The sequence below is a fragment of the Candidatus Methanomethylophilus sp. 1R26 genome (assembly GCF_001481295.1).
Classification (GTDB): domain Archaea; phylum Thermoplasmatota; class Thermoplasmata; order Methanomassiliicoccales; family Methanomethylophilaceae; genus Methanomethylophilus.
The window spans coordinates 66,301-79,634 of the sequence record NZ_LOPS01000037.1; the positions used below are offsets into that span (position 1 = coordinate 66,301).

At 63.6% G+C, this 13,334-nt stretch carries 13 protein-coding genes, 2 tRNA genes and 3 pseudogenes; 15 read left to right on the plus strand and 3 right to left on the minus strand.

Annotated features, from left to right (window positions below; translation table 11 throughout):
* Nucleotide 1 precedes the first annotated feature (1 nt).
* From AUQ37_RS12535 to AUQ37_RS06785, 3 genes are read left to right on the plus strand one after another with little or no spacing between them, the layout of a single operon-like run.
* The gene (locus tag AUQ37_RS12535; RefSeq protein ID WP_235584996.1) at nucleotides 2–1,888 is read left to right on the plus strand and encodes a hypothetical protein; all 1,887 of its coding nucleotides are present in this window, start codon (nucleotides 2–4) and stop codon (nucleotides 1,886–1,888) included.
* On the plus strand, nucleotides 1,881–2,270 hold the full coding sequence (locus tag AUQ37_RS12540; RefSeq protein WP_235584997.1) for a hypothetical protein: 390 nt from the start codon (nucleotides 1,881–1,883) through the stop codon (nucleotides 2,268–2,270). The genes AUQ37_RS12535 and AUQ37_RS12540 overlap by 8 nt, the downstream gene beginning before the upstream one ends.
* A gap of 42 nt (nucleotides 2,271–2,312) precedes the next feature.
* A complete protein-coding gene (locus tag AUQ37_RS06785) occupies nucleotides 2,313–2,717 on the plus strand; it encodes a transcriptional regulator (RefSeq protein WP_058747949.1) in 405 nt (134 codons plus the stop codon).
* A gap of 32 nt (nucleotides 2,718–2,749) precedes the next feature.
* On the opposite strand, the gene AUQ37_RS06790 is transcribed toward AUQ37_RS06785, so the two are convergent.
* Together AUQ37_RS06790 and AUQ37_RS06795 are read right to left on the minus strand one after the other, a co-directional pair.
* Nucleotides 2,750–3,547 carry a DNA-3-methyladenine glycosylase gene (locus tag AUQ37_RS06790; protein ID WP_162262206.1) on the minus strand — a complete coding sequence of 266 codons (798 nt, stop codon included), beginning with the start codon at nucleotides 3,545–3,547 and terminating at the stop codon, nucleotides 2,750–2,752.
* Nucleotides 3,548–3,576: 29 nt separating this feature from the next.
* Nucleotides 3,577–3,942 carry a hypothetical protein gene (locus AUQ37_RS06795; RefSeq protein ID WP_157844337.1) on the minus strand — a complete coding sequence of 122 codons (366 nt, stop codon included), beginning with the start codon at nucleotides 3,940–3,942 and terminating at the stop codon, nucleotides 3,577–3,579.
* A 74-nt stretch (nucleotides 3,943–4,016) separates the two neighbouring features.
* Here AUQ37_RS06795 and AUQ37_RS06800 point away from each other — a divergent pair, with 74 nt between their 5' ends.
* The 3 genes from AUQ37_RS06800 (at nucleotide 4,017) to AUQ37_RS06805 (ending at nucleotide 5,272) form a co-directional block, all read left to right on the plus strand.
* Nucleotides 4,017–4,835, plus strand: coding sequence for a TIM barrel protein (locus AUQ37_RS06800; RefSeq protein ID WP_157844338.1), 819 nt, complete (start codon nucleotides 4,017–4,019; stop codon nucleotides 4,833–4,835).
* Nucleotides 4,835–4,987 carry a hypothetical protein gene (locus AUQ37_RS10060; RefSeq protein WP_157844339.1) on the plus strand — a complete coding sequence of 51 codons (153 nt, stop codon included), beginning with the start codon at nucleotides 4,835–4,837 and terminating at the stop codon, nucleotides 4,985–4,987. Before AUQ37_RS06800 ends, AUQ37_RS10060 begins: the two co-directional genes overlap by 1 nt.
* Nucleotides 4,988–5,197: 210 nt before the next feature.
* Nucleotides 5,198–5,272: transfer RNA gene (locus AUQ37_RS06805), tRNA-Thr, on the plus strand.
* A gap of 3 nt (nucleotides 5,273–5,275) precedes the next feature.
* Here AUQ37_RS06805 and thiC read toward each other — a convergent pair.
* On the minus strand, nucleotides 5,276–6,601 hold the full coding sequence (thiC, locus tag AUQ37_RS06810; RefSeq protein WP_058747953.1) for a phosphomethylpyrimidine synthase ThiC: 1,326 nt from the start codon (nucleotides 6,599–6,601) through the stop codon (nucleotides 5,276–5,278).
* Between the two features lie 202 nt (nucleotides 6,602–6,803).
* Between thiC and gyrB the strand changes: the two are divergent.
* The 9 genes and pseudogenes from gyrB (at nucleotide 6,804) to AUQ37_RS06840 (ending at nucleotide 13,299) form a co-directional block, all read left to right on the plus strand.
* Nucleotides 6,804–8,747: pseudogene (gene gyrB / locus AUQ37_RS06815) on the plus strand (DNA topoisomerase (ATP-hydrolyzing) subunit B).
* Between the two features lie 154 nt (nucleotides 8,748–8,901).
* Nucleotides 8,902–10,118 (plus strand): annotated as a pseudogene (locus tag AUQ37_RS11375) (DNA gyrase subunit A); the annotation flags it as partial.
* Nucleotides 10,119–10,181: 63 nt separating this feature from the next.
* On the plus strand, nucleotides 10,182–10,436 hold the full coding sequence (locus AUQ37_RS12545) for a DNA gyrase C-terminal beta-propeller domain-containing protein (protein ID WP_235585003.1): 255 nt from the start codon (nucleotides 10,182–10,184) through the stop codon (nucleotides 10,434–10,436).
* Entirely contained in the window at nucleotides 10,403–11,224 is an 822-nt protein-coding gene (locus AUQ37_RS11380) for a DNA gyrase C-terminal beta-propeller domain-containing protein (protein WP_201013835.1), read from the plus strand. Before AUQ37_RS12545 ends, AUQ37_RS11380 begins: the two co-directional genes overlap by 34 nt.
* The gene (locus AUQ37_RS06825; RefSeq protein ID WP_058747954.1) at nucleotides 11,221–11,472 is read left to right on the plus strand and encodes a hypothetical protein; all 252 of its coding nucleotides are present in this window, start codon (nucleotides 11,221–11,223) and stop codon (nucleotides 11,470–11,472) included. The genes AUQ37_RS11380 and AUQ37_RS06825 overlap by 4 nt, the downstream gene beginning before the upstream one ends.
* Nucleotides 11,473–11,506: 34 nt before the next feature.
* A tRNA-Phe gene (locus AUQ37_RS06830) sits at nucleotides 11,507–11,582 on the plus strand.
* 43 nt (nucleotides 11,583–11,625) lie between these two features.
* Nucleotides 11,626–12,429, plus strand: a complete 804-nt coding sequence (locus tag AUQ37_RS09650; protein WP_082662458.1) for an NUDIX domain-containing protein — start codon at nucleotides 11,626–11,628, stop codon at nucleotides 12,427–12,429.
* Between the two features lie 158 nt (nucleotides 12,430–12,587).
* The gene (locus AUQ37_RS11385) at nucleotides 12,588–12,737 is read left to right on the plus strand and encodes a hypothetical protein (RefSeq protein ID WP_201013836.1); all 150 of its coding nucleotides are present in this window, start codon (nucleotides 12,588–12,590) and stop codon (nucleotides 12,735–12,737) included.
* Nucleotides 12,737–13,299 (plus strand): annotated as a pseudogene (locus tag AUQ37_RS06840) (DUF531 family protein). Before AUQ37_RS11385 ends, AUQ37_RS06840 begins: the two are co-directional and overlap by 1 nt.
* Nucleotides 13,300–13,334: the final 35 nt, after the last annotated feature.

Here is a 13,334-nt window from a genome sequence, read left to right on the forward strand (position 1 = left end):
CGTGCTGCTGAGGCATCTCGGCGCCTACGGGCCGACCACCGTCCAGGAGGCGGCCTTCGCCCTCAGCATCCCGGACGGGGAGGTGCAGCTGTCCCTCGACGGCCTCGCGGCCGCCGGAGAGGTGGCCAAGGGCAGGTTCCTGGTCTCGGAGAACGACCAGTACATGCTGTCGTCCGACAGGCTCCGCCTGAGGTCCGGCAAGGACAATGTGTACGATTACGAGACGGTGGAGAACTACCGCCTCACCAAGGGCGAGAGCTTCGATTCCATCGAGGACTTCTTCAGGTTCTACGTCACGGCCGGGTCCGAGCTCGATGTCTTCTCCAGGGTCAAAGGGTTCAGCCTCGACCGCTGGCAGGAGATGCGCGCGTCCGGGAAGATCCTCCTGGGGAGGTTCGCGAGGGGGCGCGTCAGATTCATGCTCGCGGAGGACGCGGCGAGGTACGCCTACTTCGCCCAGGACTCCACCCAGCCGTCCGACGCCGAGGTCCTGGCGGCCATCGCCGGGGCCGGCCCCGCCGGGACGACCATGAGGGAGATCGCCGCCTCGACCGGCAGGGAGAAGGAGCAGGTCAAGGAGTCCATCCTGCGCCTCGACCGCTCCATGAAGATAATCCACGCGTTCAGCGACCGCGAGGACTGGGGCACGGAGAACCATTACGCCGTCTATTCCCCGGAGATACCGGCGGAGAGCCCGGAGGACCGCATCGTGGAGCAGGCCATCAGGGCGTTCGGCCCGGTGCCGGTGACCTCTGTTAGGTACATAGTCAGCGTCCCGGACGGCGACATCGATGCCGCTGCCGAGCGCGTGGGCGCGGTCAGGATCCTCGTCGGCCCCGGGCAGGCCGCGATGTACATCATGAAGGACGAGCTGCCGAAGCTCAACAGCCCCGGCGCGGCCCCCGAGGAGACCAGGGTCCTCTCCCTGTTCGACCCGGACCTGGGGTCCAAGTGGGCGGAGATCTCCGCGCGCTACGGTGACCGCTGGATCTATCCGGTGATGAAGGGGAGCAGGGTCATCGGCGCCATGGAGATCTGGGAGATGTCCGGCGCCATAGAGGTCCGCTCTGTCGATGTGGACTCGCCCGACCTGCTGGCGGACGCCCTCGGCGCCATGGACCGCCTGATGGGCTATTTCAAGATGAAGGGTACGGACATCGTCCGCGTCAGGGAGGTCCTGGGCAGCGATGCCGCCGAGCTCCCGCCCGAGATCGCGGAGATAATGAGGTCCTGCGGCTATGTGTTCGTCAACGGATTCTGGGCCAAGGGCAGGTTCTCCGAGAGGGTCATGACCCGCTCCGAGGCCCTGAGCCTGGTCTTCCGCCGCCAGAGGCTCGCCAAGGACAGCCGCTACCCCACCCTCCAGGACCTCCTGGACGCGAGGGGGTACATCCGCAGCGACCAGGAGCTGGTCCCGCGCGTTACCGCCCGTTCGTCGCTGAAGAAGTACGCCGACCGCGGCGCCGTCGTGAAAGGGAATCTCATGCCTCCGTTCATCGGATATGCCAGGCCTGAGCTCATGAAGGTCTTCCGCGCCGCCAAGCAGGCCGAGCGCACCGAGGAGATGAAGCACGTCGAGAAGATCGTGAAGGAGAGGGGGCCGATAGACAAGAAGGAACTCAGGTACCGCTCCAGGCTCTCGTACGACAGCACGACCGAGGCCGTATCGGACCTCATGAAGGCGTCCATGGTGTGCCAGGACTCCGACGGATACTACAGGTGGGTCCCGGACACGGAGGACCCGGAGTCCGCCGCCGAGGAGATCGCGCTGCTCCATCTCCGGGACTTCGGCATCTTCTCCGCCGACATGATGGCGAGGTTCCTCGGCCTGAAGATGTGGAGGACCAGGAAGGTCCTGGGGGCTGGAGGCCCGCGGGGAGGTGGTTAAGGGGTTCTTCATCGAGGGCGACCCGACGCTCTACTGGATGCCCGCCGAGGACGCGGACGCGCCGGCAGAGCCGTTTGACGGGACGTTCATCCTCAATACCCAGGACAACCTGAGCTTCTACCTCAGGGAGGACATCCGCAAGGCCTGCGGGTCCTCGGTGAGCACGGTGTGGAAGGGCACCGAGATTATCGGGCACTTCAAGGGCAAGATCACCCCGGACGGGGCCAAGGTGGACGATTTCGAGGGCACGGACGAGGCGAAGGCCCTGATCGAGAAGACGCTCCGCTCCTACGGGGTCTCCGTCGAGAAGAAGGACGACAGCGGGTACGATACCGACTGGGACTCCAGCGAGTTCTACAACCGCGTCAACCCGGGGATATGAGGATTCAACAATCGTAAATATTAACACGTCTTCGGTGAGGGCATGAAAACCCCCTGCGAGATCGTCGTCTGGTACGTGCTCCCCACCATCAGGAGGGAGATCGCCAAGGAGATGGTCGGGACCTACCATATGCGCCAGTCTGATGTCGGGCGCGTGTTCGGGGTGACCGATGCCGCCATATCCCAGTATCTGAAGAACAAGCGCGGCGGCAGCATCCTCATCGAGCAGAGCGAGTATTATCCAAGCTTCATCGATGAGGTCAAGAAGAGCGCCAAGCTCATCGTCGAGGAGAAGTCCGATATGTCCGTCGAGATGTGCAGGATCTGCAATTACATCAAGAGCATCGGCCTCCTCGCCAAGATCTACACCGACATAACCGGTGCCGAAGCTCCCTCCTGCGCATGGGGGAAGACGCCCGATCCGAACTGCATCACCAGCATAGAGTGAGCCGGCGGCGCGGGCCGGAGGGCCGCCCCGGCTCAGATGAACTCAGAATGATAGAGGAACTCCTGGGCGTATCCGGCGTAAGGGCCGAACATCTTCCTGCCGCGCGCGGCGACGGCCTTGTAGCTTCCGGACACCCCGTAGCGGGCCTCCATGACCTTCTGGATCCTCACGTCCACCGGGAAAGCTTCCAGGCGGCCGTAGCCGAACAGGGCGACGCAGTCGGCCACCTTCGGGCCGACGCCTTTGATGCCCATGAGCGACTGGGTCAGTTCTTCGTAAGGGAGCTCTTCCAGGGCCTTCACGTCCACATCCCCGTCCTCGGCGCGCTGTGCCAGCAGGAGGAAGCGTTCCTCGCGGAACCCCAGCCTGCATTCTCCGATCCTCTCCTTCCCGTCGAGGATCTGCTTCGGGGTCGGGAACGCCCTGCGGGCCCCGAGGTCGGTGCCGAAGAGGTCGCAGACGGACTCAACCATCTTGGCGATCCTCTTGACGTTGACATTGGTGGCGAGGACGTACGTCGCGAGGCACTCCCATTCCGGCTGCCTGAGGATGCGGAGGCCGGGGCATCTCTCCGAGAGGCCGGCCACATACGGGTCCCTGGCCGAGATGTCGGCGATTATGGTCGGGAGGTCGTCCCCGGTGCGGAAATACTTCTCGACGGCGGAGCGGGGCGCGTCCCCCTCGCACTCGAAACCGTCCTTCGTCTGCCTGAGCGTGACGCAGGACCTTCCGATGACCCCCTGCCACGATCCGTCCGCCTGTTTCCTCCAGCGGTGGGCCTGGCCGCATCCGAGGGTCGGGTCCAGGGAGATATCAGTTTCAATCCTCATGCTCATACGGCACGGATGCCCTGCCCTTCTTAAGAATCCGCGCCCTCATCTGCGCTGTACATGCGGTAGGCATGCTTCAGGCGGGCATCGTCCTTCCATTCGGACGCCTTGGCTGCGGCCTCCTCCTCCGCGCGGGAGACCTTCCCTTTGAGCCCGTACTCGTCGAACGCCTGCACGGACACCGTCTCCATCGCTTTCGAGAAACCGGGGCAGAGCTTCTCCATGATCTCCGGGGCGTCCGAGACATCGGGCCTGTCGGTGTAGACCGTCACGTACCTGACATGCTCGGGATCGTCCGGCCACTTCCTCGGCCTGAAGAAGATCCTGAGGTAGCGGCGCGAGTCGCGCCCGTAGTAGGTGTCGGCCGTGAACCTCATGTGCATGATATTGGACATCGGCATCGGGATGGGGATGCGCGCTTATGCCTGTGTCGGAGAAGATTAAGTTATACCTGGAGGATACGGAGCGCATGAGGTTCGGACCTGCCGGGTATCCGGCGATCGGAAGCAAGAGCGACCCGGAGGGGTCGCTGAAGTACACCCGCGGACTGGGGCTGGACTGCCTCGAGGTGGAATTCGTCCGCGGGGCCAGGATCTCGGAGGACAGGGCCCGCCAGATAGGGAAATGCGCCAAGGACCTGGACATACGGCTGAGCTGCCATGCGCCCTATTTCATCAGCTTCAATTCGGACAGCCCGGAGACGGTGGACAAGAGCGTAGCATGGGTCGTGGACACCGCCAAGGCCGCCCATTGGCTCGGCGCGTACATCATCGTGATCCACGCGGCATCCTACGGGAAGCATCCGGAGACCGCCCTCCCGAATGTCATCTCCGGCCTGACCAGATGCAAGGAGCAGCTCGACGACCTCGGGATACATGATGTCACCCTCGGGGTGGAGACCATGGGGAAGAAAGGGCAGTTCGGGACGCTGAAGGAGATCGCCGGGGTGATGAAGGAGGTGGACGGAGTCCGTCCGGTCCTCGATGTCGCCCATGTCCACGCCAGGGGCGTCGGGTGCCTGAAGACGAAGAAGGACATGCAGGACCTCATCGACGAGTTCTTCCCGCTGGCCGGCCCGACGGCCCACTTCCACATCAGCTGCATCAAGTACGGCGAGAAGGGGGAGATAAGCCATCTTCCGCTCAGCGAGAAGGAGCCTGACCTGCAGATGCTCGCCGACATCCTGAACGACAGCGACATGGACTGCAACTTCGTCTGCGAGTCCCCGCTCATCGAGAAGGACGCCGTCGTCTTCAGGGACATGTTCCCCCGGTACAGGCGGTCCTGATGAGGCGCAGCACCCCGATCCTGGCGATCGCCATCGCGGCCGCGATCATAGCCGCCGCCATAATAATCGGCTGGGTGCTCCCCGATTCGAGAGGGAGCGGGGAAGATTCGGGCAGCATCGCCGTTTGGTTCGATTGGCTCTTCAGAGACTGAACCCAGTCAAATCAAGTCAATCATAAATTTACAATCATTCGAAGACCGGAGAACCTCACTCGGGGCACGATTGGAAATGCATTGTGCACGGAAGCAGGCGGCCTCTCCTCACTGGCCGTGCGGCAGGCGTGCATCCGTCTCCCGCGGATGCTTCCCTGCTCGAATCCATCGAAAGCGATTTTATAGTCCGACCCTATGCTCATCTTCGGCGCCGATGTGGCTCAGCGGTAGAGCGACGGTTTCGTAAACCGTCGGCCGGGGGTTCAAATCCCTCCATCGGCTCCATTCTCATTCGCAGCTGTGCTTTCCCGACGGTACGTCCGGCCTTATCGGCCCGCTGCTTTTGGTGAGGTACTGGTTCACGATCTTGATCGCGCAGACGTCCCCGCACATGGAGCAGCCGTCCTGCTCCTCGGTGCATCCGCGGGCGCGGTAGGCCTTCGCCTTCTCCGGGTCGAGGCAGACTCCGTACATGGCGTTCCAGTCCAGTTTCTTCCTCGCCTTGGCCATCTCGTCGTCCCTCTTGGACCCCTTCCCGTGGGCCAGGTCCGCGGCGTGGGCGGCGATCTTGGACGCGATGACGCCTTCCTTGACGTCGTTCTCGTCCGGAAGGGACAGGTGCTCCGCGGGGGTGACGTAGCAGAGGAAATCGGCCCCCGCCTGCGCCGCGATGGCCCCTCCGATGGCCGACGTGATGTGGTCGTAGCCCGGAGCTATGTCCGTCACCAGAGGCCCGAGGACGTAGAAAGGCGCCCCGTGGCAGAGCGCCTTCTCCATCTTCATATTCGCGGCGATCTGGTCCATCGCCATGTGGCCCGGCCCCTCGACCATGGCCTGCACCCCGGCCGCCCTCGCCCTCTTGACCAGGTGCCCGAGCACCATCAGCTCGGAGACCTGCGCAGGGTCCGAGGCATCGCGGATGCACCCCGGCCTGAACCCGTCCCCCAGGGAGAGGGTGAACTCGTACTTCCTCGCGAGGTCCAGGAGCACATCGAAGTCCTTGTAGAGGGGGTTCTCCTCGTCATTGTGCAGGATCCATGCGGTCAGGAAGGAGCCGCCGCGGGAGACGACGTCCATCAGCCTTTCCGAGTTCCCGATCCATTTCACGGTCTCGCGGGTGATGCCGCAGTGGACGGTCATGAAGTCCATTCCGTCCTTCGCGTGCTTCTCGATCCCGGAGAAGATGTCGTCCTCGGTCATCTCGACGACGGCGTTCTTCCTGGCGGCCGTCAGCCCGACCTCGTAGATGGGGACGGAGCCCATCATGACCGGGCAGCGGGAGAGCAGGCGCTTCCTGATGGCATCGATGTCGCCGCCGGTGGAGAGGTCCATCACGGCATCGGCGCCGTACTTCACGGCGATGTCCATCTTGCGGATCTCGGGCTCTATGTCAGGCATGTCGCGGGACGTCCCGATGTTGGCGTTGACCTTCACGGAGAGCCCCTCCCCGACGGCGGCGGGTATGGGGTCGTGGGCGGGGTTGCAGGGCATGACGATGCGCCCGGCCGCGATGCCGTCCATGACGAACCTCTCGGTCACGCCCTCCCTCTCGGCGATCTTCTTGATCCTGTGGTCGGACTCCCCGCGGGCGGCCTGCTCCATGATGGTGCTCATTTGAATCGCCGAAGAATCCGCCTCGTCGTATTTCATACTTGACGGCTGGCGCCCCCCGCTCCCCCGGTCCCGCCGCCGCACCGGGGAGAGCATGCCGGAGCATACCTCCAATTCAATTATTAACGCGCGCGTACGCTCGCGCCTAATTATTATAATATATTAAGACCGACATGCCCAGCCACATATTTTCGGAAGTCAGAAAATGGGCAAAGATGACGACATAAGGAACGGGGAGGTTTACGACGAGAACTCCATCCGCGCCCTGAAGGGCCTGGAGGCCGTCAGGGTCCGCCCCGGCATGTACATCGGCAGCACCGATACCAGAGGGCTGCACCATCTCGTGTACGAGGTGGTCGACAACTCCATCGACGAGGTCATGGCCGGTTTCGCGACCAGGATCGACGTCACCGTCAATGTGGACGGATCGGTGACCGTGGCGGATGACGGCAGAGGCATCCCTGTGGGGATAGTGCCCGAGGAGGGCAAATCCGGCCTTGAGGTCTGCCTCACCGACCTCCATGCCGGAGGTAAGTTCGACCAGAACGCGTACAAGGTCTCCGGCGGTCTGCACGGGGTCGGCGTATCGGTCGTGAACGCGCTCTCCACATGGCTGATCGCCACCGTCAAGAGGGACGGGCACATCCACAGGCAGTCGTACCATACCGGCATCCCGGACGGGCCCGTAGAGGTCATCGGGGACGCCCACGACACCGGGACCACCATAACGTTCCTTCCGGATCCCACCATGTTCGAGACGGTCGAGTTCGACTTCGGCACCCTGCAGAACAGGTTCAGGAACCAGGCGTTCCTGAACACCAAGGTCACCATCAACTTCGAGGACAAGAGGACCGAGAAGAAGGAGACCTACCACTACGAGGGCGGAGTGAGCGAGTTCGTCAGGTACCTCAACCGCGCGAAGACACCCATACACCCCGACCCGATCACCGTCAACGGCACCTACAGCGAGAAGGACCCCGAAGGCAAGGAGAGGGACGTCCTGGTTGACATCGCCATGCAGTACACCGACGGGTACAACGAGTCCGTGGACGCCTTCGTGAACACGGTCAGCACCCCCGACGGCGGAACGCACCTCACCGGCTTCAGGACCGCCCTGACCAAGATCCTGAACGACTACGGGAAGGAGAACAACCTCCTGAAGGACATAACCCTCGAGGGGCCGGACACCAGGGAAGGGCTCACGGCGGTCATCAGCATCAAGATGGCCGACCCCCAGTTCGAGTCCCAGACCAAGGAGAAGCTCGGGTCCTCCATCGCCCAGACCGCTGTCATGGGCATCATGGGCCAGAAGTTCAGGGAGTACCTGGACGAGCACCCGCAGGTGGCGCAGGCCATCGTGAAGAAATGCATGTCGGCCTACGAGGGCAGGATGGCGGCCAAGAAGGCCAGGGACGCCACCCGCAGGAAGTCCCTCCTCGAGAGCACGTCCCTCCCCGGGAAGCTCGCGGACTGCTCCGAGAAGGACCCCGCGAAATGCGAGATATTCATCGTCGAGGGAGAGTCTGCAGGAGGCTCCGCCAAGATGGGCAGGGACAGGACCTTCCAGGCCATCCTCCCCATCAGAGGGAAGATCCTGAACGTCGAGAGACCCGCCAGGACAAGCTCCTCGACCATGAGGAGATCAAGAACCTGACCATCGCCATCGGCGGCGGCATAGGGAAGGACTTCGACATCACCAAGGCGAGGTACCACAAGGTCGTCATCATGACCGATGCCGATGTGGACGGGGCGCACATTGCGACCCTCCTCCTGACGCTGTTCTACAGGCAGATGCGCCCGCTGGTCGACAACGGGTACGTCTACCTCGCGATGCCCCCTCTGTACGGCGTCTTCAAAGGCAAGAACAAGCCGAAATACTGCTGGACGGACCAGCAGCTGGCGAAGCTCGTCGAGGAGGCGGGCGGCCAGGACAAGGTCAACATCAGCCGCTACAAGGGTCTGGGAGAGATGAACCCGCAGCAGCTGTGGGAGACGACCATGGACCCGGAGCAGAGGTACATGAAGCAGGTAAAGGTGGCGGACGCATCATGGCGGACCAGCTGTTCAGCACCCTCATGGGAGAAGATGTCGAGCCCCGCAGGAGTTCATAATCGAGCACTCCAACGAGGTCGAGAACCTGGATGTGTGATCCCATGGAAGGCGAAGAGAGGATCATCAAGGAAACAGTCGAGAAGACGATGCAGAAATCCTACATCGATTACTCGATGTCGGTCATCGTAAGCAGGGCGCTTCCGGACGCGCGCGACGGTCTGAAGCCGGTCCACAGGAAGATCATGTACGCCATGTACGACATGGGACTGGCGTACAACAGGCCCCACAAGAAGTCGGCCACCGTGGTCGGAGAAGTGCTGGGTCATTACCACCCCCACGCGATTCGTCCGCGTACGACGCCATGGTGAGGATGGGGCAGCCGTTCTCCCTCAGGTATCCGCTGATCGACGGCCAGGGTAACTTCGGATCCGTCGACGGGGACCCGCCGGCCGCGATGCGTTACACCGAGGCCAGGCTCTCCAAGATGGCGAGCGACCTGCTGATGGACCTGGACAAGGACACCGTCGACATGATGGACAACTTCGACGGCACCGTCAAGGAGCCCACCGTGCTCCCGTCCAAGTTCCCGAACCTGCTCGTGAACGGGTCTGACGGCATAGCCGTTGGAATGGCGACCAAGATGCCGCCCCACAACCTCAGCGAGGTCTGCGATGCCATCATGTACACCATCGACAACCCGGACAACGCGGGCGTCGAGCAGCTGATGCAGTTCGTCAGGGGGCCCGACTTCCCGACCGGCGGCATCGTGAACGGCATCTCCGGCATCGTGGACGCCTACACCACCGGCCGCGGCCGCATCAAGGTGAGGTCCAAGACCCACATCGAGGACAGCGGCAGGAAGGAGGCCATCGTCGTCGACGAGATCCCCTATCAGGTGAACAAGGCCGAGCTCGTCAAGAGCATAGCCGAGCTCGTCAAGAACAAGGCGGTCAACGGCATCAGCGACCTCAGGGATGAGTCCGACCGCCACGGGATGAGGATCGTCATCGAGCTTCACAAGGACGCCATACCCGACGTGGTCCTGGAGAACCTGATGAAGAAGACCCAGCTGGAGATCACCTACGGCATCATCAACCTCGCCCTGGTGAAGGACGCCAAAGGCAAGGACGTGCCGAAGCTCCTCGGCCTGAGGCAGCTCATCGACCAGTACATCGGCCACAGGCGGAGCGTCGTGACCCGCAGGACCCAGTTCGACCTGAGGAAGGCCGAGGAGAGGTTCCACATCCTCGACGGCCTGATCAAGGCGCTGAACATGCTCGACCAGACCATCGCCCTCATCAGGGGCTCTACTTCCGGGCCCGAGGCGAACCAGGGCCTGCAGAACCTGCTCGGCATCGACCAGCAGCAGGCCCAGGCGATCCTGGACATGAGGCTCCAGAAGCTGACCGGCCTGGAGATCGACGCGCTCAGGAAGGAGTACAACGACCTCATCGCCACCATGGAGGACCTGAAGGACATCCTGGCCAAGCCTGCGAGGATCGACGCCATCATCAAGTCCGAGCTCAAGGAGATGAAGGACACCTACGGCGACGCCCGCAGGACCCAGATCAACAGGGACGCCATCGACGTCAACGCCGAGGACCTCATACCCAAGGAGGACACGGTCTACACCCTGTCGGCGGCCGATTACGTGAAGAGGATACCCCTCCGCGCCTACCGCCAGCAGTCCCGCGGAGGCGTCGGCACCAAGGGCATGGAGACCAAGGACGAGACTACGTCAAGACAATGTTCGTGGCCTCGTCCCACGACTACCTCATGTTCGTGACCAACACCGGCAGGATACTCTGGCTCAAGGGATACGCCATCCCCGAGGGGAGCAGGCAGGCCAAAGGCAAGCCGATCGTCAACCTGCTGCCGGACCTGCATGAGGACGAGACGGTCATCACGGTCATCCCCACCTCCGCCTTCCCGGACGACCAGTTCCTGGCGTTCTGCACCAGGAACGGCCTGTTCAAGAAGACCCAGCTGTCCGCCTACGGCAATGTGAGGAACAAGGGCATCATCGCGCTCAACATCGATGACGGCGACAGCCTGGTCGAGGCCGCCAAGGTCGAGGCCGGGTCCGACATCATCCTCGCCACCGACGACGGGCTCGCCTGCAGGTTCGATGAGAAGGAGGTCAGGCCGACGGGACGCGCCGCCATGGGCGTCAAGGGCATGAACCTGGGCCTGAACAACCACGTCGTGTCGATGACCGTGGTCCACCCGCAGGACCAGCTCCTGACCGTGACCGAGTTCGGCATGGGGAAGATCTCCTCCGTGGACGACTACACCAAGCACCACCGCGGCTCCAAGGGCGTGACCACCATCAAGCTCACCAAGAAGAGCGGCGCCGTGGTCTCCGTGCGCAAGGTCGTGGACGGCGACGAGCTCATGCTGGTCTCCGAGTCCGGCAAGATCATCCGCATCGACGTCGGCTCGATCCGCAAGACCGGCAGATCGGCGCAGGGCGTCAGGGTCATGGACCTCCGCGACGGCGACAGGATCACCGCCGTGGAGCCTGTGAACCCCTCCGGTGTCCGCTGCGACGACGAAACGGAGGAGCAACAGTGAGCGCTGCCTCGGCGGAGGACGGGGCCAGGTGGTTCCTGGCCTTCTTCGGCCTCGTGGCCGGCATCCTCTGCCTGGCGGCCTCGGCGATGAGCTTCGCCGGCGGCGATGCGGGCCTGGGGGCGGTGTTCGCCGCCGTCTGCATCGCCTGCTTCCTGCTGGCATTCCTGCTCCGCCGGAGCCTCCGGCGGGGCTTCGGGCGCGGTCCGTTCCCCCCAGGCCGCCGTCCCGTCCGCCGCGGAAGACGGTAAGTTTATAATAGAGGGGACTTTAACGGAAGTCTAAGCCGCCGTAGCTCAGTTGGGAGAGCGCATGACTGAAGATCATGAGGTCGCTGGTTCGAACCCGGCTGGCGGCACCATGCATTTTTACCTCCTCTGATCTCGTCTGCGGAGCATCGTATCATGAACAAGGAGATCTGGGACTCATATCACCGCGACGGCACCCCTGCCGGCGGCGACCTCGTCAGAGGCCACCGGATCCCCAACGGGCTCTATCACATGATCTGCACAGTAGCCGTCACCAACACCGACGGCAGCGTCCTCCTGGTGCAGAGGGACAGGAGGAAGTCCTTCGGCGGGATGTGGGAGGCCTCCGCGGGAGGATCCGCCCTCAAGGGGGAGTCCCCCGAGCAGTGCGCGATGCGCGAGCTGCGCGAGGAGACCGGCATCGACGGCACGGGGATGAGGTCCGAAGGGTTCTACCCCGATGACAAGTTCCGCTCGATAATTTACGAGTTCTCGCTCTCCACGGACATCCCCAAGGACTCGGTGAAGCTGCAGGCCGGAGAGACCCAGGATTACAGATGGGTCCCCCGCGAGGAGTTCGCCGAGATGATGCGCTCCCGCAGCAGGTGGAACATCTCTCCCAGGTCCCGCCATTTCGGCTACCGCATCATCAGGGAGGCCGAGGAGAAGGGCCTCATACCCAAACGTGAAGGCAGGAGGCCGAAGAAGAAGCGCCCGGAGCCTCTGCCGACCCCGGTGCGGAGAAGCCCGCCCGGCCCCGCTCCGACAACAGGGAACGGAAGCAGAACGCTCCCAAGGGCCCGGACGCCCCCAGACCGGTCCGTCCGCCCGCCAAGGGCACCGGAAGGAAGAAGTCCGGCGCCGCGGGGGCCAGGAGCCCAAGGGCGGAAACCAGACCGGGACGCCCCGCCGCCCGCAGGACAGGAGGCCGCGGGAAGGGTCCGCGCCCAAGGGCCCTAAGGGGAACGCACCGAAGGCGCAGCCGTCAGGCAGGCCCCGGACCGGCGCCCCTGTCCAAGGAGCGCCGCGCGGAGGCAGAGGCCGCCGCCGGCACGGGCAGCGCAGCGGGGAGAAGCGCTCAGGAGGCGGCGGAGACGGCCAGCGAAGACACCGATGAGGTGCTGATCGATCTCAAGACCACGTCCCTCACCCTGGGCGAGGTCATGGAGAGGATCCAGAGCCTCAAGAGCGATCCGAAATACAAAGGGTATGAGATATTCATGGACGGGGACAGGTATGCGATCGTCGCGCGCAGGAGGCCTGAGTGATGGTGTACGCGAAAGGCGGCCGCCGCGGCCGCGTGACCATCGGGATCTACAACGCCTACGACCCCAGGACGTTCAGGGAGCCCCACCGCAGGGTGATCGCCCGCGCCGGGGACCTCGCCATGGCCTTCGGGATGAACCTGGCACTGTTCGGCTTCCCCATCCCGGAGGACGCCAAGACGCCTGTGGAGATCGCGGATTTCATCGCCGGCACGACCAGCATCGGCGCCCACGGCGGCAATTTCCAGAAGCTCGCCGAGCTGGGACGTTCCAGATATTCCCGTTCCCCAACAAAGGGTTCCCGCCGCAGCTGGGGAAGGTCGTGCTGACCACCTGCAGGCCGGACAGAGGGAAGCAGATGCGCACCTCGGAGCTCGCCGCCCTCATAGAAGGGGGGCAGTCGGTGCTGCTGGTCTTCGGCATCGGCCCGCACGGCACCCCGAAGGAGGTCCATGACATCTCCGACATCGATTACGAGGTGACGGGCGGGTGCTTCTCGCTGGAGACCTGCACCGCCCTGGGTGCAGTGTGCGGGAAGATCGACGCCGTACTCAACCCAGACTGAGGCCGGGGAAAACATCTGCGGGGGCTTTCACCCCC